This is a genomic window from Microvirga sp. GN3 (assembly GCF_055792825.1).
In genome coordinates this window covers 1-22,978 of record NZ_JBVVAK010000028.1, presented here as the reverse complement: position 1 = coordinate 22,978, position 22,978 = coordinate 1, and the positions used below count along the sequence as shown (strand labels likewise).

Sequence of the window (22,978 nt, the reverse complement as noted above, 5' to 3'; positions counted from 1 at the left end):
TCTCAGGCCGGGCGGTTGTGACGGTAGAAGGCGTTGGGGATGCCGTCGACATCCCGGATACCGGTGAACGCCATCCCGACCTTTTCCATAACCCGGCGGGAGGCTTTGTGCTCAGCCACCGCGAACCCGATGACGTGATCGACGGGCTCAACCCTGTAGATCCAGTTCAGCAGCGCCCCGGCAGCCTCCGTTGCATAGCCTTGGCCCCAGAGGGGTCGCATGAAGGTGTAGCCGAGTTCGAGTTCCCGGGTCGCGTCAAATCGCCCGAAACCAGCCCGGCCGATGAAAGCCCCTTGCCGGTCGGTGACCTTGAACTTGGTCCAGCCATGGGCCGCATAATCCGCCCGGAAACTCTCGAACTTCTTCTGGAGGAACGGTTCATCCCAGGGTGGATCACCCATCTGCAGAAAATGCTGCACCTGCGGATCACGATGAAGGGCTGCCAGCAGAGGAAAGTCCTCGGGCTCCCAAGCATGAAAGCAAAGACGCTCGCTCACCAGAACAGGGGTCTTCGTCATCCGGAATTTTTATCCCTTGCCATCGAGCCAGTGATCGAGGAACCGATCGAGCCAGCGCGAGACATGCGGGTCGTGCTGGAAGCGTCCGGCCAGTTGCCGCACGCGGTCCTGGGCACCCGGCATACGCAGTCGCTCCTCCGCGACCACCGTCCAGCGGCACATCATGGCGTGGGTGACCTCCGGGTGGAACTGGAGCCCGAAAGCCCTTTCCCCGGACCGGATCGCCTGGGTCGGAAAATCGTCGCCGGTCGCCAAGGTCTCGGCACCCGACGGGCAGTCGAAACCTTCCCGGTGCCAGTGATAGACATGGCTCGGCCAGGGAACGCCCCAATCCTCGCTGAGGGCTTCGCCGGCCGCTGTCAGCAGCAAGGGGTAATAGCCGATCTCGGCCCGGCCTTCGGGATGAGCCCACACCCGGGCGCCGAGATGCTTGGCCATCATCTGCGCCCCCAGGCAGAGGCCGAGATAGGGCTTGTTCTCCTTCAGAGGCACTTCGATCCAGTCGATCTCCGTCTTGACGAAATCGTCCGGATCGTTGGCGCTCATCGGCCCTCCGAAGATCACGGCTCCCGTATGCTCGGCAAGCGTTTCCGGCAGGGGATCGCCGAAGCGGGGGCGTCGGATGTCGAGGCGGTAGCCGCGCTCCATGAGCAGGCGCCCGACCCGGCCGGGGGTCGAGTGCTCCTGGTGCAGAACGATGAGAATGGGTGCTTTGGAACTCCGCCTAGGCATGGTTTCGATCCGATGCAGAGGCGTTCTTGACGAATGGAGAGCGATCACGCGAGGACAACATGGGCCGATTATTCGGGACAAGGAGCATGCTCCGCAAGAGGGCACCGGCAGCCGATCTGGCCCAGTCCTTTGCCGGATAAACTGAAGTGGTACGAGACCTAGGCAAGGGCAGGCTACCGCCCTAAGATCGGCATAACGATATCATGGATCAGGCCGGTTACGCCCGGTTTTTGCATGGATACGCAAAAATGATAGAAGCGCTTGATTCTCCAGGCTTGAAGTCCAGAACATCCAGCGCATCTTGTCTCGTGCTCTGCTGAGCCATCGGCCAGCGCTCCAGCGTGAAAGAAAGTGAACCCGTGACCGAAAGCGTAACGAGCGACGGCGATCTCAACGGCCTGCGTATTCTTGTCGTTGAGGACGAAGCCGCGATCTCCCTGCTTCTGGAAGACATGCTTCTCGATTTCGGCTGCGAGGTGATTGGCCCGGCGGCCCGGCTGTCGGCGGCCCTTGACGTCGTGTCACGCGAACAGGTCGACCTGGCCATCCTCGACGTGAACGTTGCCGGCGAGCCGATCTATCCGGTGGCCGAAGCCCTGGCCCAGCGCTCGATCCCCTTCGTGTTCTCGACGGGCTATGGCAGCGCCGGAATCCGCGACGCCTTCCGCGACCGTCCCGTCCTGCAAAAGCCCTTCGCCCAGCACGATCTGAAGCAGAAGCTGCTGATCGCGCGCGGCAAGATGGCTTGAAGCGGGCCCTCCCCCTGTTGAGCACCTCATCTGTGGCTTTCATGCCGCAATCGTTCACCCTGTGCTGCAAAACACACCGTCCATGATGTGAATCGGCTTTGATCCGAGCCCCTTCCTGCTAAGCTAAGGTAACGTTAGAGCAGGTACCTGCCGGTCGAGTTGGTTCTTTCATGTCCGTAGGATTCTTCAGACTTCTGGCCGCAACGAGCGCCCTGGCGCTTTGCCTTGCCGAAGCACAGGCCCAAGCACCCGTGCCGCGCCAGACCCCGGCCGCAGGCTCCATCGTGGCTGCCAAGGGCGGCGAGGAGATGCGCTTCGTGCGCGAGGATCTCTGGCGTGCGGCCCAGCTCCAGCAGAGTCTCGTCGGCGGCGATATCCTGCGCACGAATGCCATCGGCAATCTCGCAATCCTGTTCAAGGACCAGACGCAGATCCGCGTCGGCCGCAATTCGACCCTGACCGTGAACGAGGTGGCTGACGGCGCGACAGACGCGACCCAGCTCAGTCTTCAGGGCGGCAATATCTGGGCGCGCGCGGCCCGCGGTGGCTCGGGCGTCGACGTCAAGACGCCGGCGGCGGTCGCGGCGATCCGCGGCACTGACTGGTCATTGGCGGTGGACGGCTCGGGCAAAACCTCGCTCGTCGTGCTTGAAGGTGTCGTCGAGCTCAAGAATCCGCAAGGCGCCGTGACGGTGCGCCAGGGCGAGGGAGCAGTGGCCGCAATCGGCCAAGCCCCGACGAAATTCGTACTCGTCAGCCCCAACGACCGCGAGCAGATGCTCTTCTACATGTCGATGCGGGAGGTCTTCATCAACCTGCCGACATCGACCCTGGAGCCAAAACAGTTCGAGGCCGAGAATACGAGGATCCAGGCTCTCGCGCCGGAAGCGCGCATGACGGAAGACTGGCTCACGCTCGCCGAGAGCCTCATGAATTCCAAAGGCAGGCAAGCCGCGGCAGCTCCCCTTGCCGAGGCTCGTGGCCGTCCGATGACCAGGGCCCAGCGTGCCCGTGCCGATTATCTGGAGGCACTCATCGCCGGTGCAGACCGCCGCTGGCAGGACGCCATCAAGCTGTTCGAGCGCGCGAAGCCGGGCCTGGATTCGCGGCGTCGGGGCTGGGCCGAGTATGGTCGCTATGCAGCGGCGTCTTTGGCCGATCCGAAGCGTGTCCAGCCTGCGCCAAAGGTCGCTATCAACGATCCCAGCACGGCGGCGGTCAGCGCCTATCTCACAGGTTTCCGTCAGGATCTCAAGGCGGCTGCAGCAGAAGCCGCTGCAGCCGAGAAGCGATTTCCGAAAGATGTCGGGCTTGCCATTCTCTCGGCATCTCTCGCCCAAGATCTCGACCATCGCAAGGAGATGTACGCGGCTTATGAGCGGGCCAAGGCCATCGATCCGAACGATCCGGACGTGATCGCGTTCGGGGCGACGATCAAAGCTGATTATGCGCGTGACATCGATGGGGCTCTTGCCGATCTCTACAAGGTCGCAAAGACCGATCCGGGTTTCTCAATTCTGAACCAGATCGGGCTGCTCGAAGAGAGCAGGGGCGCCTTCGTGGAAGCGGAAGCCACCTTCCGGCGTGCTATTGAGATGGAACCGCAGAACCCGATTCCATACACCAACCTAGCCATTCTCCTCCTCGATCAGAGTCGGGTGGATGAGGCAGGCGCTCTCATCGACAAGGCGCTGGCGCTCGATCCGACCACCGCCTACACGACCCGCGGGCGGTACTTGTTGCAGAAAGGCAGAATGGCTGAGGCGATCGAAGCCATGCTGGCCGGATCTGCCGTCAATCCGGCTCGGTCCAACGATCAGTTGACACTGGCCGACGCTTATTTTCAGAACGGCGATTACGAGCTCGCATGGCAGACTCTCGACAATGCGGATCGGCTCGATCCCAGGGCGCCAATCGTCCCCATCCTGCGCACGGCCTTCGCGCTCGATCTTTATCTGGCCGACGAGGCGATCCTTGCGGCGCGCGAAGCCCTGCGGCGCTACCGGGCTCGTGGTGGTGACTATGCCGGGATCTCGGTCACCAAACAGACCGGGTCCTATCCGGTCGAGGCCTACCGCTTCATCAACCTGCAAGATTGGGCACGCTTCTATGCCGACCGCACGTTCGATCCTTTCGAGGCGCAAGGATATTTCGACCAGGCAATCCTCAGCCGGCCAGGTCTGTTTCCCACGGAACCGACGCTCGATGCCGCGGAAGGGACAGAGCTCAACAGCGCTGCTCTGAATCTCTCGATCCAGGGTCTCCTTCTCGACCCTCTGGCCGTTTCCGGCCGCATCGGACGCTTCGATCCTATCCGCCGGCCATTTCTCGACACCGAGATCAGCGGCGGCGCGATTGTGCGTGGTGGCAAGGTCGGCTGGGAGTCGGGCGTGCTGGTCAACGGCTTCTCGAACGAGCCGTTGCCGACGAGCTTCAGCCTGTCTGCGAGTGCCAACGAGGCCCGTGGCAATCTGACCGCCGATAACGAAAGGGGGCGGGGGATTACGCTCAGCGCCGGCACTGCCCCCAATGCAGCCGATCGGTTCATGTTCATGGGTTGGGCGATTGAGGCCCAGCCTGGCCTGACGGATATCGACCGGTTTGACCGCACCGAGCAGATCGAGAGGGACGAGACCACTCTCTTCGGCGTGGCGGGCTGGAGCCACACTTTCGCCTATCGGAATGTCCTCTCGGCCGCCGTGTTCGCGACCCGGAACGATACGCTCGATCGCGGAGAGCTCTGGGACTTCAGTGCGTTTCCCACCATCAATACCCTGTGGCAAGAGAAGCAGCGCGTGGATGGCGTCGTCGGAGCAGTGAGCCACGCCATCGGGATCGGTGACTTCAACCTGCGCTATGGCCTGGAGGCCCAGGCAGGTCAGCTGCGGTACAAAGGGTTCAGCAATTCTCGCGACATCTATTTTGGAGGATACGAGGAATACCGGCAGGACTCAGCGGCCTTCGACAGCCCCTTTCGCGGTGGCCGCGCCTACGCCGATCTTTCATGGCGCCCGAACGATTGGTTCGAGGCTCAGGCAGGCATCCATCGCACCTTCCTCGACGTGAAGAATGCCAGACCCGATGTTTGGGTGGCGCCCCGCTTCGGCATCGGCGTCTCGCCGCTGGAAGGCCAATGGCTCCGCGCCGCCTATATCGAGAATGCCGATACTTATCTGAGCTACTCGCTCGGACCGGCGACGACGGTCGGACTGATTCCGAACGATACCCCTGCAAGCGGACCGACGAAGAGTCTTATCCTGCGCTGGGACGCGGAATGGACTCCGCATGTCTTCACGGCCCTGGAATATCAGCGACAGACGCTGAACGATCTCAACATTCCCAGAATCAACACGTTGAGCAGCATCGAAGGTATCGAGGAAGCCCGCGCGGAATGGATCGCCGCAACGGTCAACGTCTGGCTGGGTCATGGCATCGGCGTCTTCGGCACCGTCGGTGGAGCGACCTCGAAAATCCTCGCGACATCGGAAGATCTGGAAGGACGAGGTGTGGGAGAGCCGGTGCCCTACATTCCGGAGCGCTTTGCCCGCCTCGGGTTCACCTTCGTTCACCCGAGCCGGCTGCGGTTCACCGTGACTCAGAACTTCATCGGCGAGCGATCCGGGAACTACGACAACGATCGATTGGAATCCTTCTGGACGACCGATGCTGCGATCACCTGGGAAACGCCGGACCGGCGCTTTCAAGTCGGCCTGACGGCCCTCAACCTGTTCGACCAGAGTTATGATTTCGGGTTCGACATCCCGGCCCCAGGCCGCACCGTCGCAGCCACCGTCAAGGCACGGTTCTAGAGTGAGCAGGAAGCCTTCAGCCTCGAGCGACCATGGCGGCGGAGAGCCCCTCTGGCGCCACTTCGCCATGGCCGCGCTCATCGCAGCCCTGCTGATCCCGGTTCTCTACGTTCCGCCTTTTCGCCTCATCGAAGCGCGGCTCTACGATATTCTCTCCGTGATCGCGCCGCCGCTCCCGGCACGGCCGGGCGCCGTGGTGGTGGCAATCGACGAGCCGTCCATCGGAGAAATCGGCCAGCGCTGGCCGTGGTCGCGGGAGCTTCACGCGAAACTGGTCGAGAGCCTGCGCATGGCGGGCGCGAAGGTGATCGCCTTCGATATCATCTTCGCCGACCCGACCACCGAGGAAGCCGATACGGCCTTGGCAAAGGCGCTCGGCCCGGATGCGGTGCTGGCAGCCGACGATGTCACCACCCCGCTGGCTCAGGGCATCCAGGTGACTCGGGTCAGCCCTCTTGATCCGTTCCTTGATGCCGGCGCGGCGGCCGGCGTGGCCTCGATGCATCTCGATGGAGATGCCTATCTGCGCCGCATGCCGCCGATGCCGGACAGCTTTGCCGCGGAAGTGCTTCGGCTGAAGGGGGAGCCGCAGGCCACCGCTCCCGATGGCGCGCTGATCCAATATTTCGGGCCAGCCCGCTCCTATCCGACCGTTTCCTATTATCAGGCTCTGGACCCGGAGAACTTCCTGCCACCAGAGTATTTCAAGGATCAGATCGTACTGGTGGGCCTAAGCCTGAAGCAGGCGACCACGGCCGATATCGGCGCCCCCGATACTTTCGCGACTCCCTATACGCTGACCGAAGGCACCCTCACGGCCGGCGTCGAGGTCCAGGCCACGATCCTCGACAATCTTCGTCACAATCTCTACGTGCTGTCCGTGCCGCAGCTTGTCATGGTGCTTCTGGTGATCGCCGGAGCATTCCTGGCCGCAGCCTTTTCCACCCATGGCGTTTCCTGGAGGACTGGACTGGCGGCAGCCTTCCTGCTCGCCTTCTTCATCGTCGGATCCTGGGTCGTATTGCGCTTCGGCCGCGTCTGGGCACCGCCGGCCTTGCCGGCGGCGGCGGCGCTTGCCGTCTTCGGGACGAGGTTTGGCCTGGATTATGCCCGTGAGCGCCAGCTGCGCCGTACCGTGTCAGAAGCGTTCTCGCGCTATCTCTCGCCCGATCTCGTGGCGCAGCTCGCGCGCGATCCGAGTGCCCTCAAGCTCGGGGGCGAGCGCCGCAATCTCTCGATCCTGTTCTGCGACGTGCGCGGCTTCACGACCCTGTCGGAGAAATTGAAGGACGAGCCGGAGCGGCTGACCACGCTCATCAACCGCCTGCTCGATCCGCTCTCCGAGGCGGTGCTGGCGGAAGGCGGTACCATCGACAAATATATCGGCGATTGCGTGATGGCGTTCTGGAACGCGCCGCTGCCGAGCCCGGACCACCCCTTGCGCGCCGCGCGCGCCGCCATGCGCATGCTGGAAGCGGTCGATATTCTGAATGCGCAGCTACGGCAGGAAATGGGCGAGGATGCACCGCGCTTCGCCATCGGTGTAGGCATCAACACCGGCGATTGCGTGGTCGGCAATGTAGGCTCGCGCTGGCGCTACGATTATTCCGTGCTCGGCGATACGGTGAACCTCGCCTCGCGCCTGGAGAGTCTGTCGAAGGAATACGGTGTCGCCATCGTCCTCGGTCCCGCGACGGCGGAAGCGCTGCGGGAGCATTTCGTGCTGATCGAGCTCGACCGCATCGCTGTCAAAGGACGCGCCGAGAAAACCGCCATCTTCACCATCGTGGCACCGGCTGGACAGAGCCAGGATCCGGCGCTTGCGGAGCTGACGGAGTTGCATCCGACGCTTCTCGACAGCATCGGCGCCGGACGGCGGGTCGAGGCTCTCGAACTCGTCCAGCAGTGCCAAGCGCTCGCTCCATCCCTGTCGAACTACTACAAGAAGATCCTGCTCAAGGCGACGGCCATCCCTGAATAACCGGTTTCCCTCTCAAAGCCCGGCCGCCACACGACTTTGCCGTTCATCACCCATGATCAGACTTGACCTGCACATGAAATGTTTTTCCACCAACGTGATTTTGCGAACGAATTGCAAATAAAAACAAAGTCTTGCGCTTGAGACAGCACGGTCTATAAGGGCGCCTCGTTTCCCGCAGAACCCTCTCGTTACGCATCGCGCCATGGACAAGATTCAAAAACTTGCCCTCGGCAGCATATTCGTCGGAACCATAGTTTTCGTCCTGAAATATGCCGCCTATTACATCACGGGCAGCATTGCGCTTTATTCGGATGCGCTGGAGAGCGTCATCAATGTGGTGACGGCGGTGGCGGCCTTCATGGCCGTGCGCCTGAGCGCCACGCCGGCCGATGCGAACCACCCTTACGGCCACCACAAGGTGGAATACTTCTCCGCGGTTCTCGAAGGCGTGCTGATCATCGTGGCGGCACTCGCCATCCTGCGGGAAGCGTATTTCGGGTTCCTGGCTCCCAGGGTCATCGATGCCCCCGTGCAGGGCCTTGCCATCAATGCCCTGGCCAGTGTGATCAACGCTTTCTGGTCCTGGATGCTGATCAGCCGGGGCCGACGCCTGCGTTCGCCCGCACTCGTGGCCGACGGACGTCATCTCCTGACCGACGTGATGACCTCTGCCGGCGTCATCGTGGGCCTCCTGCTCGTTCCGCTCACCGGCTGGCACTGGCTCGACTCTGCCCTCGCCGCATTGGTGGCCCTCAACATCCTCTGGTCCGGCTGGGGACTGATGAAGGAAAGCATCGGCGGCCTCATGGACGAGGCCCTGCCCGAGGCGACCTTGAGCCGCGTCCGCGAGATCATTGCCGTGAATGCGGAAGGCGCCATCGAAGCGCACGACCTGCGCACGCGCCATGCCGGCCGGATGATCTTCATCGATTTCCATCTGGTGGTGCCGGGCCACATGAGCGTCACAGACGCCCATGACATCTGCGACCGGCTGGAACGCGCCCTCAAGGCAGATGTGAAGGATTCGCTCATCACGATCCACGTGGAGCCCGACAACAAGGCCAAGCACGCGGGCATCGTGGTGCTATAGAGCTTTTTTGCGCCGGGTTGGTTCGCCAGTCATCGTCTGCTGTCCGGATCATTAAAGCTTTAATTCATCGTTAAAATTTTTCAGCATTTACCAAGATTACAATCCCATTTTTCCGCAGGACTAAGTAGTTCTGCGTAATGACTTGCCCAAACCTGAAAATTTATAACGAGAATTCCTGGTTGAGCGCGTCGTGGGGGCGCGCGCCTCCCGCGGCGATGCGGGCGGGCCACCGAACAGCGATGCGTGCCTTGAACAATCTCAAGATTATTACGAAGCTGGCGATCCCGGTCATCTTGATGATGGCCGTCACCATCGGCCTCATCATCTTTGCGAGGAGCGGCCTCGATACGCTTGCGGAGAATACGCAGCAGATCATCGACACTCACGCAGCGCGACGTGACATCGCTCTCACCATCAAGGTGAACGTGAACGAAGCCTCCATCCAGGAAAAGAACCTGCTCATCGAAAAGCGCTTCCAGGAGATGGCCGTCTACGACGAGGCCTTCAGAGAGGCCAAGAAAGCAGCCCTGAAGAATCTGGATGCCCTGATCGCGCTCTCGGATACAGCGGAGCTTCGGGCAGCCAATGAACAGCTGAAACGGAATGTCGAAGACTATTTCGCAATCATGGGCCGAACCATTGCCCATGCGCAGCTGAACGAAAGCGACGAGGCCTTCGCGCTCTCGACCGGCGATGGACGGGCCCTGCGCAAGAAGACTCTGGACATTCTCGATAACCAGACCGCAGCCATTGCTCAGGCTCTCGATCGAGCCAAGGCGGACGCGACTTCTCTCGCGTCCTTCACGTCGACGCAACTGATTACGGCGTCCTTTGTAGGCTTGACGCTGGCGATCGGCCTGCTCTGCACGATCGCGATCTTCGGCGTTGTCCGCCCGATCTCCGTGACAACGGCAGCCATGAACAGTCTTGCAAACGGCGATCTCGGGGTGGCTGTGACAGGAGTCGAGCGCAAGGACGAGGTCGGTGCACTGGCCCGCTCGCTGCAGGTGTTCAAGGACAACGCCATCGAGGCCCGTCGTCTCGCAGCGGAGCAGGAAGCAGAGAACGAGGCCAAGATGCGCCGTGCCGAGCTGCTCGATCAATTGACCAAGCGCTTCGAGCTCAACGTCTCGACCCTGACGCAGGGCCTGTCCTCGGCGGCAACCGAGATGGAGGCCACGGCGCAGTCGATGACCACCATCGCCGGCCAGACCACCACGCAATCCGTCACCGTGGCCTCCGTGGCGCAGCAGACTTCGGCCAATGTGCAGACCGTGGCAGCCGCCACGGAAGAGCTCTCCATCTCGATCCGCGAGATCGCGTCTCAGGTGAGCCAGTCCTCACAGATTGCGGAACGGGCAGTCGAAGGGGCCCAGCGCACCAACGGCACAATACAGGATCTCGCCGCTATGGCCGACAGGATCGGCAATGTGGTCCAGCTGATCAACACCATCGCGGGCCAGACCAACCTCCTGGCGCTCAACGCCACCATCGAGGCGGCCCGCGCCGGCGAGGCCGGCAAGGGTTTTGCCGTTGTCGCCTCCGAGGTGAAGGATCTGGCCAATCAGACGGCCAAAGCGACGGAAGAAATCTCGATTCAGATCAATTCCGTTCAGCAGGCGACCCAGCAGACGGTTTCGGCGATCCAGGAGATCGCCCGCACGATCACCGAGATGAGCCAGATCTCGACCGCGATCGCGGCGGCGATGGAGGAGCAGGGGGCGGCCACGGCCGAGATTGCCCGCAACGTGCAGGAGGCGGCGCGCGGCACCGAACAGGTCACCGGGAGCATTGTGGATGTGCAGCACGGCGCCGGCGAGACCGGGGCGGCGGCCTCCCAGGTGCTCGGCGCCGCGCAGGAACTGTCGCGCCATTCCACCGACCTGGGACGGGAGGTCGCGGCCTTCCTCTCGGAGGTCAAGGCAGCCTGAGCATCTCCGTTCAACATCCACTGAAATCAAAAAGGTTCGGCTAACAGTTAGCCGAGCCCATTTTCTTTGCCGCCACGCTGAAACAAGCGCCCCTCGAGAATCTTTAAATTACGATGGGTTGAGGTCTCGCTCCTGGAGACATACCCATCGTAGAGAGCGGACCGGCATGATTGTTCGAGCGGGTTCCTGACCGACGCTGGTTCCGCAACATCGATGAACCGGGCACCCGCCCCGGCTTGAACGGATGGAGGCAGGCATCGCGATTTCGCCTGGGCTGAAGACCCCCTCCGCGTCGATACTTTGAGCGTTGGAGGCACCCTTCAGCTCGACATTTTGGAATTCACTAACCGGTTTACCCGGATGAACGTCAATGACGTGTGACCGAGAGTCACCGCGGGCCCTTCCATCCATGGAATGGGCCCGTTTGATTCATGGGCACAGCTTCTTGCTGGACGCATCGTCTGGAGCATTTTTCGGCGAAGTGGATTCGGTTCGCCGTCAAAAAATGCAGCAACCCCAAAAATGCGGCAACCCAAGGAGAAGAGATGATTCCACGTCAGTGGAATCATCTCTAGCGCATCGTGCGGAAAAGTGGTCCCGGTTTTCCGCAACCAACGATGCGCTCTCCAAAGAAACGATGCGCTCTCCAAAGAGTGGAGCATCGGATCAGATCCCAAAAGTGGGTCCACTTTTGGGTCCGATGCTCTAGTGCGAAGAACCAGAGCCACATCTCCGCACGATGGTCCAAAACACGAAAGGCGCCCGAAGGCGCCTTGTCGATGAGTTTCCCTTGGGAAGGAAATGGAGCGGGCGAAGGGATTCGAACCCTCGACCCCAACCTTGGCAAGGTTGTGCTCTACCCCTGAGCTACACCCGCACGCTCCCTCTCGTCTCTAGCATCGGACCCAAAAGTGGAATGCACTTTTGGGAGCACTCCGATGCTCCTCGTCATGTTGGCGCATCGTTCGGTGCGGAAAACCGTAAACACTTTTCCGCACGATGCGCTAGCAGGATGGTGGAGCCAGGCGGAATCGAACCGCCGACCTCTTGAATGCCATTCAAGCGCTCTCCCAACTGAGCTATGACCCCCTGCCATGCCTTCCAGCCTGACGTCGCCATCAGGAGTGGAATGGTGCCGCAAGAGGGATTCGAACCCCCGACCCCCTCATTACGAATGAGGTGCTCTACCAGCTGAGCTATTGCGGCATCGCAATTCTGCGATCCGAGAGGCCGCCCTCTTACCCGCTCCCCCGCCGCTTGGCAAGGGATGGAAAGGCCGGAATACCCTACCAGACCGAAAAAACGCTGCGACGTGCGGACGCCTGTTCCTTCGGCTTCGGCACGTCAGGCGGCGTGGTCGGAAAGACGACCGGCTCCGGCGTGACAGAGGCCTCCAGCTTCACCTCGTCCTTGACCGGCTCGACGATAACGGCCTCCGTCCTGACTTCTTTTTCCGTGGGTGCGGGTTCGGGCTCAAGGACGGGTTCGCTGGCAACGGGGGGCTCGGGCTCCTCGGCCGCCGCAATGGGCAGCGCCCTGACCTCGTCATCGAGATCGGCCGTCACGTCGTCGTGCAGGGTGAGCTCGGGGGCGATCAGCACATCGGGCGGTGCCTGCCAGACGAAAGCGTCGAGGCGGCCGGTGACGGGGGAGATTGGTGCCCAGTGATCCGACACGACGCCATCGGCAATCCAGGCCGGATCCCGCGGCGCGCGGGTGGCGCGGGCGAGCCATTCCCGGCCCCTGCCCGTGGAGCCGTGCTCCGCCTGCTCCAAATCGGACATGAGCAGGCACACCCGCATGCTCGGACGATCATGCAGGAGCGGTTCGAGCGCATCGCGGGCGCGGCCGAACTCGCGCGCTTCGAGAGCCGAGCGTGCCACGGCGAGCCGACCTTCCGGGGCTCCGTTGGAAAGGCGGGACAGGGTCTCGGCGCGCTTGAGGCGGTCGAGAGCGGAATCGCCTGGGCGAAGATTAAGGTAGACCTCCGCTAGATCCGGATGCGGCTGGGTGCTCCAGGCGGCTTCCACGACCTTGGCGGCCTTGCGCAGATCGCCTTTCCGCGACAGCAGGCGACCGGCAAGGGCCGCAGCGGGAACGAGATCCGGCGCGAGCTTCGTGGCATCCTGGGCGCTGCGGAGCGCTCCTTCCGGATCGTGTTCGACCCGCTCCAGGGCATCCGCCGTCAGCAGGACGGCCCGGTGACGCTTGGCCGTTTTCTTGTCGAGAAGACCGAGAGAGGTCCGCCGCTCGACGGTCTCCAGGGCTCCGCGCCAATCCCGTTCAGCGCAGCGTGCTTCGAGAACCGCATCGCTCGCCCAGGCGGCGGCCGGGGCCAGACGCACGGCCTCGGAGGCGTATTGATGGGCGGAAGCCCCATCGCCCCGGCGCCGCGCCTCGACGAAGAGACCGCGCAGACCGAGAACCAGGGTCTCATCCTCGTCCATCATCTGCGTGAAGGCCGCCTCGGCTGCCTCCCGATTACCCGAGACCTGGGCGGCCTGGGCCTTGAGGAGAAGCGTCAGCGGCTCCTTGCCCAGCAGGCGCTCGGCCTCGTTGGCATAGCGGCGGGCCGCGATGGTATCGCCCGCGCCCACGGCCACCATGCCGCGCGATACTGCCTGATAGCCGCGGGAACGCCGGCGAGCGCGCGAGGCGAAGCTGAGGCGAGAGGGAAGCTGGAGGAGACCCGTGACCACGGACCAGAGCAGGGCCAGGACGAGACCGAGGCCCGCCAGCGCGATGGCGGCCACCGCCACCGACATCTGGATCTCATAACCGCCGAAGGTGACCAGAACCGTCCCCGGCCGGTCGGCCAGCCAGACCGCGCCAAAGGCCGCGACGCAGAGAAGACCGATGAAAACAAGAGCGCGCCACATGCGGGGCAGATCCTTTTATTGCGTCGTACGGTTGAGGGTGGCGAGAGCATCGGTGCTGATCGCCTGCGCGGCCTGATGGGCCGCGGCGACCGCCTTGACCTGTCGGCCCCATTCCTCGGAAAGCCGCCGCGACGGCTCCGGCAAGGCATCCCATGCGGCGGCGGCCTCCACCACATCGCCGTGCTCCAGGGCCTGCCGGATGCGTGCGGTAAGAGCCGGGACGCCGGTGGAACCGGCTTCGTTCACCGGCTTGACCGTGACCACCCGGTCGGCCATGCGCAGCAGCCGGTCGGTCCAGCTGTTCGTCGGGCCGCGGCTCTCGCGCAGGATCGCCGTCTCGACCGGCTCGAAGCTGCGGGCCAGCGACTCCGCCGTCGGAGCGCCCTGCTGCGCGAAGGGCTCCAGAGGCGCCACGCGGCTCGCATCGGCTCCGGCCTTCTTCACGCCGTCGAGCACGTCCGCATAAGGCGTGCCGCTGCTCAGGGCATCGTTCAGGCGGCCGGCGAGAACGACCTTGGTTCCGGTCTGGCTCGCTGCCTCGGCGTTCCGGGTGTTTTCCACCGCCTGCTGAGAGAGCGCAGCAAGACGCTGCTCCTGCTCGGAGAAGCGGCGGTCGGTGTCCGTGAACCGGCGCTCCGTCTCCCCAAAACGTCTTTCCGCTTCACCGAATTGGCGGCCCTGATCGGCGAAGCGACGATCCAGATCCGCAATGCGGCGGTCGAGATCCTGCGTGACGTTCGCGGCACTCGTCGCGTTCTGGGCATTCGCCCGAACCTGCTCGTCCAGCGCCGAAAGACGGCTGGTCAGGTCCGTGAGCGCCGCCTCGTTCTGGGGAGCCGGCTGCGGAGCCTCAGGCATGGGACGGTTCAGGGCTGCCTCGGCCTGGCTCGCGGCCTGCTGGGCCGTGCCCTGGATGGCTTGGAGCCGTTGATCCAGCTCGCCCTTGGCGGTTTCGAGCGCCTGCACGCGCTCGGTCAGCGCCTGGACATTGCCCTGCGGCTGACCAGCCGGTCCGGGCTGCCGGAGGGCTCCCAGGCGCTGCTCGAGCTGAGCCAGACGCAACTCGACCGGCTGGTTCTGACCTGGCGATTCCTGCCAGGCCTGCAATCCATAGAGAAGCCCGGCGCCGATGACGCCTCCGAGTAGGCCGGCCCCGATCAGGGCACCGGCGGAACTGCGCTGCTCGGGAGCGGGGCGCGGAGGCACGGTTTCCTCGCGCGTCTGCGACGTGGAAGGTTCTCCGAAGGAGCTTTCCGGTAAAATGGTATCCTGCCTTCCAGACTCCTCGACGGAGGCCCCGGAGGGGAGCGTATCGGTGCCGATCCCCGAATCGAGAGTGGCTTCAGGTGAAACCACCACATCATCGGCCGGAGGCTCGCTGGAGCTGGCGATGGTCTCTTCCGGTTGCGCACCCGGCAGGGTATCCGCCGATGCAGCCTCCGGCGCGCGAACGTCCCTGCCAAGAGTGTCCGGTCCAAACGTGTCGTTCCCAAGTGTATCCTGCCCAAGCGTATCCTGGGCTTCGCCTTCGGGACTGGCTCGAACCGAACCGTCGTTGATCACGGTCGCCTTCAGGTCGAGGGTCGCCGGCTCACGCGAGGGCTTCTTGCGGGACGATTTCGGACGTCGAGGATCAGATGAATCGGTCACGGGTCACTCTTGCACGGGTCGCCAGGGAGGGATTCGCCTGGAGCGAGGTCTTCAAAAGGTCAGTGTGAAAGGCAATTGAGGCAAGCTTGGGCGCAGCGTTTCGTTCCCTCCCTGCGGTACGATCTCAAAATCGGACAGGCTCATCGGATCATGATCCTCCCCATATGGCAAAGATCCCTATCGCCAGGATCGTAACCAAAGCGGCGACAGGTTTCACGGGAGCGGATCGAGGAGCCCAAGAAGCGCCTCCTCGGAAGGCTCTCCCGCCACAAGGGTCTTAGCGCCGGCCGACATCAGGGGCGCAGCCACATCGGCCGACAGGCAGAGATGGGGAAAAGTTTTGAGACTGGACGCCAGTCCCGCCTCCTCCGCCAGCCGGACGACGAGATCCGCGCTCCGCCGTGAATAATGGAGCGCGGCGCCGATTTGGCCAGTGCGCAGGGCCTCGATGGCAGCATCGGGAAGATGTTCGATGGCTTTCGCCTCATAGGCCTCCCATTGCAGCACGTGAAATCCCGCCGCGCGCAGGGAAGCCGCCGGCTCCTCCTTGTGATGACGGGCCGTCACGTGGAAAAGGGTGAGGCCGGATTGCAGCTGCCCACGAATCAGCCGCGACAGCGAAACCGCGTCGCCTTCCGCCACGGTTACGTCGACGAATCCTTGCGAGCGCACCGCATCGGCCGTGCGCTCGCCGACGGCAAAGACCGGCTTTTGCCGCTCCAGATCACCAAGAGCATCGACGGCGTGAGCGCTAGTAACGATGAGCGCATCATAAGCTCCGTCGGGCTTGAGATCGCCCGTCGGCACGATGCGGGTGACGGGCGCAAGGCACGCCTCATGACCGCGCGCCGTCAGCCTCTCGGCCGTGCGCTCGGCGTCCTCGGGCGAGCGGGTGACGAGGATCCGCATCAGGCTTTCAGGAAATCCGGCGGCATGCGGGAGCGAAGTTCCGAGCCAGCCTCGCGCCCGAGCGCCACTGCTTCGTCGGGCGAGCCGCGGCGCACGACCTCCAGGCTCTCGGAGCCATCCGGACGCAGCACGAGGCCGCGGATTTCGAGTTCGCTGCCGATCAGCCACGCATGGCCCGCAATCGGCGTGCGGCAGGAGCCGTCGAGGATGGTGAGAAAGGCGCGCTCGGCGGCGAGCGCCTGACCGGTCGGCGCATCGAGGATGGGTTGAAGCGCCTGACGCACCCGCTCGTCTTCGGCCCGGATCGCGATGGCAATGGCGCCCTGTCCCACGGCGGGGAGGAAATCGTCCGTCTCGAGAACCGTCGTCACATGATCGGTGAGCCCGAGACGGCGCAGGCCCGCCATGGCAAGAAGCGTCGCATCGACCTCGCCGCGTTCGAGTTTTGCCAGACGCGTCTGCACGTTGCCGCGCAGAAGTGTCACCTGGAGGTCCGGCCGCAGGCGGCGGATCTGCGCCTGCCGCCGCAAGGAGGCGGAGCCGACGATGGCGCCTTGCGGCAAATCGTTCAAACTCTTGAAGCGATGGCTGATGAAGGCGTCGCGCACATCCTCGCGCGGCAGGAAGCCGGCGATGACGATTCCGCCCGGCAGGGTCGTCGGCAGGTCCTTGGCGGAATGGACCGCGAGATCGATGGAGCCGTCGAGCAGCGCAATGTCGAGTTCCTTGGTGAAGAGCCCCTTGCCGCCGGCCTCCGAGAGGGGCCGGTCCTGGATCGCATCGCCCGTGGTCTTGATGATCGACAGGGGCAGATGCTCCACGGTCCAGCCATGGGCGGCGACCAGCCTGTCTTGCGTCTCGTGAGCCTGTGCGAGAGCCAAGGGACTTCCTCGCGTACCGATGACCAGGGTGGGTGAAGCGGTCATTCTGGCTGGGTTCTCCTGTCTTGAACGATCTGCGTTTGATCTTGTGCGGCGCGGCGGACTATAGGGGGAGGAACGCCGGGCCGAAAGCCCGGACAACACCTTAACGAGCAGCCAACGATCATGCGCATTCTAGGCATCGAGACCACCTGCGACGAGACCGCGGCCGCCGTGGTCGGAATCGGCTTCGACGGACGCGGCGAGATCCTCTCCAACGAGGTGCTGAGCCAAATCGCCGAACATGCCCGCTATGGCGGCGTCGTGCCGGAGATCGCCGCCCGCGCCCATGTGGAGGTGATCGACCGGCTCGTGGCCCGCGCGCTCAAAGGCGCCAAATGCTCGGTGAAGGACATCGACGGCATCGCAGTGGCGGCCGGCCCCGGCCTGATCGGCGGCGTGCTGGTAGGGCTCACCACCGCCAAGGCCATCGCGCTCGTCACCCGCAAGCCCCTGATGGCGGTGAACCATCTCGAAGCCCATGCGCTGACCGCGCGCCTCACCGACGGTATCGGCTTTCCCTATCTCCTGCTGCTCGCCTCGGGCGGCCACACGCAGCTCGTGGCGGTGCGCGGCGTCGGCGATTACGTCCGCCTCGGCACCACCATCGACGACGCCATCGGCGAGGCCTTCGACAAGGTCGCCAAGATGCTGGGCCTCCCCTATCCCGGCGGGCCGCACGTGGAACAGGAGGCAGCGAAGGGCAATCCGGAGCGCTTCGCCCTACCACGGCCGATGCAGGGCCGCGCGGAGCCGAATTTCTCGCTCTCCGGCCTCAAAACCGCCGTGCGGATCGAGGCGGAAAAGATCGCACCGCTCACGGGAAGCGACATTGCCGACCTCTGCGCCAGCTTCCAGGCCGCCATTGTCGACGTGGTGGTCGACCGCACCCGCGTGGCCTTACGTACCTTCCGCGACATCGCGGGCCATCCGACCGCCCTCGTGGTGGCGGGCGGCGTCGCCGCCAACCAGGGCATGCGCCAGGGGCTGCAGCGCCTCGCTGTCGAGGCCGGCCTCAAGCTCGTGGCGCCGCCGCTGAATCTGTGCGGCGACAACGGCGCCATGATCGCCTGGGCGGGCCTGGAGCGCATGCGCCTCGGCCTCATCGACGACATCGCCGCCCCCGCCCGCGCCCGCTGGCCACTGGACACGAGTCGCGACGAGGCCGGAGCGAAGGCCTGATGACACGGGCGGATCCGATCGGGATTGCCGGAGCGGGTGCCTGGGGAACGGCGCTGGCCAATGCCGCGGCCATCGCCGGCAACGATGTGGCGCTCTGGATGCGCTCGCCCGAGCATGCCGCGGCGCTGGCAGCGACGCGCGGCAACGAGCGTTTTCTGCCCGGCGTGAAACTCCACGACCGCATCCGTCCGACTGCCACTCTCGCCGATCTAGCCTCCACTCGCGTCGTCCTTCTCGTCACGCCTGCGCAGACGACGCGGGAAATGGGTGCGGCGCTGGCTTCCGTGCTGCCGCCCGAGACGCCCCTGGTGCTCTGCGCCAAGGGCATCGAGCGGGAGAGCAAGGCCTTCCTCTGCGACGTGGTGGAGATCGTTCGTCCCGGCTCGTCCGTGGCCGTGCTCTCGGGTCCCAGCTTCGCCGACGACGTGGCCCGCGGCCTGCCCACCGCCGTGACGCTCGCCTGCCGGGATGCGGCTCTCGCCGAAGAGCTTGCAACGGCTCTCTCCGGCCCGACGCTGCGTGTCTATCACCGCCAGGACGTGCGCGGCGTTGAGATTGGCGGCGCGGCCAAGAACGTGCTGGCGATTGCCTGCGGGGCCGTGGCCGGAAAAGGCCTCGGCGAAAGCGCCAAGGCCGCCCTCATCGCCCGCGGCTTCGCGGAACTCCTGCGTTTTGCCCGCGCCTATGGCGGCGAGGCGGAGACTTTGATGGGGCTCTCAGGGCTTGGCGACCTGGTCCTCACCTGCTCCTCGGCCCATTCGCGCAATTTCGCCTTCGGCCAGCGTCTCGGCCAGGGCATGAGTGTCGTTGAGGCCGCCGGCGGCAAGCTGGTGGAGGGGGCTGCGACCGCAAGCGCCCTCGTGGCGCTGGCGCGCGCGAAAAACATCGACATGCCGATCGCGGAAGCCGTCGAGCAGATCCTGTCCGGCGCATGGACCCTCGATCAGGCGGTCGATGCGCTGATGAACCGTCCCATCAAGTCCGAGCATTGAAGCGAAACCCGAAGAAGATTTCGCAAAACGAATGAAGGGGTAAGCACACCATGGCCCACTGGCTCTACAAATCCGAACCTTCGGTCTGGTCCTGGGAGGCACAGGTCGCGGAAGGTGCGAAAGGCACCCACTGGAACGGCGTGCGCAACCACGTGGCCAAGCAGAACCTGATGGCGATGAAGAAGGGTGAGAAGGGCTTCTTCTATCATTCCAACGAGGGCAAGGCGGTGGTGGGCATCGTCGAGGTGATCAAGGAATACTACCCCGACCACACTGACGAGACCGGCAAGTTCGGCATGGTGGACATCAAGGCGGTGAAGCCGTTTCCGAAGCCTGTGACGCTCGACGACATCAAGAAGGAGCCGAAGCTGAAGGACATGATCCTGGTCAACAATTCCCGCCTCTCGGTACAGCCGGTGACTGACGAGGAATGGAAGATCGTCTGCAAGATGGGTGGGCTCTGAGAGCGAACGGATCCGTTCACGTCCAGCGCCGCAGCACAATCGACGCATTAACCCCGCCGAAGCCGAAGCCGTTGGACAGGGCGAATTCGATCGGCTGCCTGCGCCCCTCGGGCCCGACGAGATCCAATCCTTCTGCGAGGGGATCCGGCTGCGCGAGATTGAGGGTTGGAGGCAATGCGCCGTCCCGCAAGGCAAGCAGCGTGAAGATGGCTTCGAGACCGCCCGCCGCGCCGAGAAGATGGCCTGTTGCGGACTTGGTCGCGGAGATCGCCGGGCCACGCCCCGGAAAGAGGGAACGGATGGCCGCGAGCTCGCCCCGGTCGCCGACCGGCGTCGAGGTGGAATGAGCGTTGAGATGCTCGATGTCCTGCGGCTGAAGCCCGGCATCCTTAATAGCCAGCGCCATCGCGCGCCGTGCGCCTTCTCCATCCTCCGGACCTGCGGTCATGTGGTAGGCGTCCGCGCTCGTCCCATAGCCGAGAATCTCCGCGAGCGGAGTCGCGCCGCGGGCGCGGGCGTGATCCAGGTCTTCGATCACGAGAATTCCTGCCCCCTCTCCCATCACGAACCCATCCCGATCCGCATCGAAGGGGCGTGAGGCGCTCTCGGGGGTATCGTTGAAGCCTGTCGACAATGCGCGAGCTGCGGCGAAACCTGCGATGCTGACACGGTCGATGCAGGCCTCGGCCCCTCCGGCGACTGCCACATCCGCCTCACCGGCGCGGATCAAGCGCACCGCATCTCCCAGGGCCTGGACGCTCGCCGCGCAGGCGGTCGTCGGCGCGCCGAGCGGGCCCTTGAACCCATGCCGGATCGAGACCTGCCCGGCCGCGAGATTAACGAGGAAGGACGGCACGGTGAAGGGCGAAAGCCGCCGTGGGCCCTTGGCGCGAACCGTCTCGGCGGCCTCCATCATGGCGGGGAAGCCGCCGATGCCCGAGGCGATCACGGTGGCTGTACGCCCCCGGTCGGCTTCCGTCTCCGGTTTCCAGCCGGCTTGCGCCAACGCCTCCTCCGCCGCAAGAACGGCGAACTGGATGAAGCGGTCCATCTTCTTCTGGTCCTTGATCGGGATGACCCGATCCGGATCAAACCCGGCTTCGGGGTCCATCACCCGGTCGGGGACCATCCCGGCAATCTTCGCGCCGAGATCCGCGACCATGGCTTCAGGCAGGCGCCGGATGCCCGATTGCCCAGTGAGGAGGCGCGCCCAGACCGTCTCCACTCCGACGCCAAGCGGCGAGACCAGCCCCATTCCTGTAATGACGATTCTTCGTTTTGACATAGCCTGCTCGCATCAAATTGTGTATATACAGTATTTGATGCGGACCGGCTTTGCTAGGGCAAATTTTTCATTCGCCGACATGGCGGGTTCTCGTCGGAAAAGTGATATTCCCTTTCCAGACTATTCAGGACCCGCGCAATGAAGGACGAAAGAATCCGAACTGTCGCCCAGTCGTGCCTGAGCCGCCGCACCCGCGCGACGGCGGCGGTCCTGTCGCGCCATTACGGCGCGCAGCTCCGGTCGACGGGATTGTCCGGCGTGGAATTCTCGCTCCTCGTCGCGATCGCGGGGCAGGACGGCCCGAGCGTCAGCGCCGTTGCAGAGGCCTTGGGCTTCGATTCCACGACGGTCGTGCGGAACCTGAAGCATCTGGAGCGTCGCCGGTTCGTCGAAAGCGAAGGCGGCCGGGGCCGCGCGGGCAAGCGCCTGCGTCTCACGGATGAAGGCGAAGCCGCGATCTCGACGGCCCTCGACAGCTGGGAAGTGGTCAACCGTACGCTCGTCGAGAAACTCGGCGCCGAGCGTGTGAAGGAGGGCCTGCGATTCCTCGAAGCCCTGGAGGAAGTGGCCCTCTCGAGCGCAACCCCACGAACACCGAAAGTATGAACGACCAAAGTCCGATCCCGGTCCCGCTTGCCGGGCCCCTCTCTCTTTCCTTAAACCTAGCGCTAATTCTATTCGAGGATGCGTTGGGAGAAGCGCCATGGAAGAGAAGATTTACGACGTGCCGGGGGAGTGGAGCCACCGCGCCTATCTGGACGATGCGGGCTATCTCGCGAAGTACGAAGCTTCCATCACGAACCCGGAGGCCTTCTGGGCCGAGGAAGCCAAGCGCATCCACTGGTTCAAGCAGCCTACCCGGATCAAGAACACCCATTTCGGGCCCGGCACCGTGGCGATCCGCTGGTTCGAGGACGGCGTCACCAACGTGGCCTATAACTGCATCGACCGGCATCTTCACACCCGCGGCGACCAGGTCGCCATCATCTGGGAAGGCGACGACCCGTCGGAATCGAAGACGATCACCTATCGTGAGCTGCATGACGAAGTCTGCCGCATGGCCAACATCATGCGCAATCGCGGCGTCGCCAAGGGCGACCGGGTCACGATCTACATGCCGATGATCCCGGAGGCCGCCTATGCCATGCTCGCCTGCGCGCGGCTCGGGGCCATTCATTCGGTGGTGTTCGGCGGCTTCTCGCCGGATTCGCTCGCCAGCCGCATCCAGGACGCCAAATCCGCCTTCATCATCACGGCGGACGAGGGCCTGCGTGGTGGTCGCAAGGTGCCGCTGAAGGTGAACGTGGACGCCGCGATCGAGCGCGTCGGTCCTGGTGTCGTCGATCACGTGCTGGTGGTGCGCCGCACGGGATCTCCCGTCAACATGGTGCCGGGCCGTGACGTCTATTACCACGCGGCGGCCGAACTCGTGTCCGAGGAGTGCCCCTGCGAGGAGATGAACGCGGAGGATCCGCTCTTCATCCTCTACACCTCGGGCTCGACCGGAACACCCAAGGGCGTGCTGCACACCACCGGCGGCTATCTCGTCTATGCGGCGATGACGCATCAATACGTGTTCGACTACCACGACGGCGACGTCTACTGGTGCACCGCCGACGTGGGCTGGGTGACGGGCCATTCCTACATCCTCTACGGACCGCTGGCGAACGGCGCCACGACGCTGATGTTCGAGGGCGTGCCGACCTACCCGACGATCTCCCGCTTCTGGGAGGTGATCGACAAGCACCAGGTCAACATCTTCTACACCGCGCCGACCGCGATCCGCTCGCTGATGCAGGCGGGCGAAGAGCCGGTGAAGAAGACCTCGCGCAAGACCCTGCGCCTGCTCGGCTCCGTCGGCGAGCCGATCAATCCGGAAGCCTGGGA

General features: G+C 64.0%; 17 protein-coding genes and 3 tRNA genes. 10 read left to right on the top strand and 10 right to left on the bottom strand.

Going from position 1 to position 22,978, the window contains the following annotated elements:
- Nucleotides 1-2: 2 nt before the first annotated feature.
- Both ACS5Q1_RS15340 and ACS5Q1_RS15335 read right to left on the bottom strand, forming a co-directional pair.
- Entirely contained in the window at nt 3-518 is a 516-nt protein-coding gene (locus tag ACS5Q1_RS15340; protein ID WP_473099017.1) for a GNAT family N-acetyltransferase, read from the bottom strand.
- Between the two features lie 9 nt (nt 519-527).
- Nucleotides 528-1,250 carry a glutamine amidotransferase gene (locus tag ACS5Q1_RS15335; RefSeq protein ID WP_473099016.1) on the bottom strand — a complete coding sequence of 241 codons (723 nt, stop codon included), beginning with the start codon at nt 1,248-1,250 and terminating at the stop codon, nt 528-530.
- A gap of 359 nt (nt 1,251-1,609) precedes the next feature.
- Between ACS5Q1_RS15335 and ACS5Q1_RS15330 the strand changes: the two genes are divergently transcribed.
- The 5 genes from ACS5Q1_RS15330 (at nt 1,610) to ACS5Q1_RS15310 (ending at nt 10,810) form a co-directional block, all read left to right on the top strand.
- A complete protein-coding gene (locus ACS5Q1_RS15330) occupies nt 1,610-1,999 on the top strand; it encodes a response regulator (RefSeq protein WP_203442022.1) in 390 nt (129 codons plus the stop codon).
- 170 nt (nt 2,000-2,169) lie between these two features.
- The gene (locus ACS5Q1_RS15325; protein ID WP_473099015.1) at nt 2,170-5,808 is read left to right on the top strand and encodes a FecR domain-containing protein; all 3,639 of its coding nucleotides are present in this window, start codon (nt 2,170-2,172) and stop codon (nt 5,806-5,808) included.
- A gap of 1 nt (nt 5,809) precedes the next feature.
- A complete protein-coding gene (locus tag ACS5Q1_RS15320) occupies nt 5,810-7,789 on the top strand; it encodes a CHASE2 domain-containing protein (RefSeq protein WP_473099014.1) in 1,980 nt (659 codons plus the stop codon).
- Nucleotides 7,790-7,991: 202 nt separating this feature from the next.
- Complete coding sequence (locus ACS5Q1_RS15315; protein ID WP_473099013.1) at nt 7,992-8,879, top strand: cation diffusion facilitator family transporter; 888 nt, start codon at nt 7,992-7,994, stop codon at nt 8,877-8,879.
- A 239-nt stretch (nt 8,880-9,118) separates the two neighbouring features.
- Nucleotides 9,119-10,810 carry a methyl-accepting chemotaxis protein gene (locus tag ACS5Q1_RS15310; protein WP_473099012.1) on the top strand — a complete coding sequence of 564 codons (1,692 nt, stop codon included), beginning with the start codon at nt 9,119-9,121 and terminating at the stop codon, nt 10,808-10,810.
- An 802-nt stretch (nt 10,811-11,612) separates the two neighbouring features.
- On the opposite strand, the gene ACS5Q1_RS15305 is transcribed toward ACS5Q1_RS15310, so the two are convergent.
- From ACS5Q1_RS15305 to hemC, 7 genes are all read right to left on the bottom strand, one after another.
- A tRNA-Gly gene (locus ACS5Q1_RS15305) sits at nt 11,613-11,687 on the bottom strand.
- A 136-nt stretch (nt 11,688-11,823) separates the two neighbouring features.
- Nucleotides 11,824-11,899 (bottom strand) — tRNA-Ala (locus tag ACS5Q1_RS15300).
- A gap of 41 nt (nt 11,900-11,940) precedes the next feature.
- Nucleotides 11,941-12,016, bottom strand: a tRNA-Thr gene (locus tag ACS5Q1_RS15295).
- Between the two features lie 80 nt (nt 12,017-12,096).
- On the bottom strand, nt 12,097-13,689 hold the full coding sequence (locus ACS5Q1_RS15290) for a heme biosynthesis HemY N-terminal domain-containing protein (protein ID WP_473099011.1): 1,593 nt from the start codon (nt 13,687-13,689) through the stop codon (nt 12,097-12,099).
- Between the two features lie 15 nt (nt 13,690-13,704).
- Nucleotides 13,705-15,339, bottom strand: coding sequence for a COG4223 family protein (locus tag ACS5Q1_RS15285; protein WP_473099010.1), 1,635 nt, complete (start codon nt 15,337-15,339; stop codon nt 13,705-13,707).
- Nucleotides 15,340-15,552: 213 nt separating this feature from the next.
- The gene (locus ACS5Q1_RS15280) at nt 15,553-16,248 is read right to left on the bottom strand and encodes a uroporphyrinogen-III synthase (protein ID WP_473099009.1); all 696 of its coding nucleotides are present in this window, start codon (nt 16,246-16,248) and stop codon (nt 15,553-15,555) included.
- Nucleotides 16,248-17,174: a hydroxymethylbilane synthase gene (gene hemC / locus ACS5Q1_RS15275; RefSeq protein ID WP_473099008.1), complete on the bottom strand. Its 927-nt coding sequence runs from the start codon at nt 17,172-17,174 to the stop codon at nt 16,248-16,250. Before hemC ends, ACS5Q1_RS15280 begins: the two co-directional genes overlap by 1 nt.
- 120 nt (nt 17,175-17,294) lie before the next feature.
- On the opposite strand from hemC, the gene tsaD reads away from it, so the two are divergent.
- Genes tsaD through ACS5Q1_RS15260 form a run of 3 tightly spaced genes read left to right on the top strand, consistent with a single transcriptional unit; the run spans nt 17,295 to nt 19,806 of the window.
- The gene (gene tsaD / locus ACS5Q1_RS15270; protein ID WP_473099007.1) at nt 17,295-18,350 is read left to right on the top strand and encodes a tRNA (adenosine(37)-N6)-threonylcarbamoyltransferase complex transferase subunit TsaD; all 1,056 of its coding nucleotides are present in this window, start codon (nt 17,295-17,297) and stop codon (nt 18,348-18,350) included.
- A complete protein-coding gene (locus tag ACS5Q1_RS15265; RefSeq protein WP_473099006.1) occupies nt 18,350-19,342 on the top strand; it encodes an NAD(P)H-dependent glycerol-3-phosphate dehydrogenase in 993 nt (330 codons plus the stop codon). The genes tsaD and ACS5Q1_RS15265 overlap by 1 nt, the downstream gene beginning before the upstream one ends.
- 50 nt (nt 19,343-19,392) lie before the next feature.
- Entirely contained in the window at nt 19,393-19,806 is a 414-nt protein-coding gene (locus ACS5Q1_RS15260; RefSeq protein WP_473099005.1) for an EVE domain-containing protein, read from the top strand.
- A gap of 16 nt (nt 19,807-19,822) precedes the next feature.
- Here the strand turns inward: ACS5Q1_RS15260 and fabF are convergent, their stop codons facing one another.
- Nucleotides 19,823-21,091, bottom strand: a complete 1,269-nt coding sequence (gene fabF, locus ACS5Q1_RS15255; protein ID WP_473099004.1) for a beta-ketoacyl-ACP synthase II — start codon at nt 21,089-21,091, stop codon at nt 19,823-19,825.
- A 138-nt stretch (nt 21,092-21,229) separates the two neighbouring features.
- On the opposite strand from fabF, the gene ACS5Q1_RS15250 reads away from it, so the two are divergent.
- Both ACS5Q1_RS15250 and ACS5Q1_RS15245 read left to right on the top strand, forming a co-directional pair.
- Nucleotides 21,230-21,697, top strand: coding sequence for a MarR family winged helix-turn-helix transcriptional regulator (locus ACS5Q1_RS15250; protein WP_473099003.1), 468 nt, complete (start codon nt 21,230-21,232; stop codon nt 21,695-21,697).
- Between the two features lie 97 nt (nt 21,698-21,794).
- Nucleotides 21,795-22,978, top strand: a 1,184-nt coding sequence (locus ACS5Q1_RS15245; protein ID WP_473099002.1) for an AMP-binding protein, incomplete at its 3' end; no start/stop codon positions are given.

Coding starts and splice junctions, on each gene's coding strand:
- ACS5Q1_RS15340 (WP_473099017.1), bottom strand. CDS start 518: ATGACGAAGACCCCTGTTCTGGTGAGCGAGCGTCTTTGCTTTCATGCT.
- ACS5Q1_RS15335 (WP_473099016.1), bottom strand. CDS start 1,250: ATGCCTAGGCGGAGTTCCAAAGCACCCATTCTCATCGTTCTGCACCAG.
- ACS5Q1_RS15325 (WP_473099015.1), top strand. CDS start 2,170: ATGTCCGTAGGATTCTTCAGACTTCTGGCCGCAACGAGCGCCCTGGCG.
- ACS5Q1_RS15315 (WP_473099013.1), top strand. CDS start 7,992: ATGGACAAGATTCAAAAACTTGCCCTCGGCAGCATATTCGTCGGAACC.
- ACS5Q1_RS15310 (WP_473099012.1), top strand. CDS start 9,119: ATGCGTGCCTTGAACAATCTCAAGATTATTACGAAGCTGGCGATCCCG.
- ACS5Q1_RS15290 (WP_473099011.1), bottom strand. CDS start 13,689: ATGTGGCGCGCTCTTGTTTTCATCGGTCTTCTCTGCGTCGCGGCCTTT.
- ACS5Q1_RS15280 (WP_473099009.1), bottom strand. CDS start 16,248: ATGCGGATCCTCGTCACCCGCTCGCCCGAGGACGCCGAGCGCACGGCC.
- hemC (WP_473099008.1), bottom strand. CDS start 17,174: ATGACCGCTTCACCCACCCTGGTCATCGGTACGCGAGGAAGTCCCTTG.
- tsaD (WP_473099007.1), top strand. CDS start 17,295: ATGCGCATTCTAGGCATCGAGACCACCTGCGACGAGACCGCGGCCGCC.
- ACS5Q1_RS15265 (WP_473099006.1), top strand. CDS start 18,350: ATGACACGGGCGGATCCGATCGGGATTGCCGGAGCGGGTGCCTGGGGA.
- ACS5Q1_RS15260 (WP_473099005.1), top strand. CDS start 19,393: ATGGCCCACTGGCTCTACAAATCCGAACCTTCGGTCTGGTCCTGGGAG.
- fabF (WP_473099004.1), bottom strand. CDS start 21,091: ATGTCAAAACGAAGAATCGTCATTACAGGAATGGGGCTGGTCTCGCCG.
- ACS5Q1_RS15250 (WP_473099003.1), top strand. CDS start 21,230: ATGAAGGACGAAAGAATCCGAACTGTCGCCCAGTCGTGCCTGAGCCGC.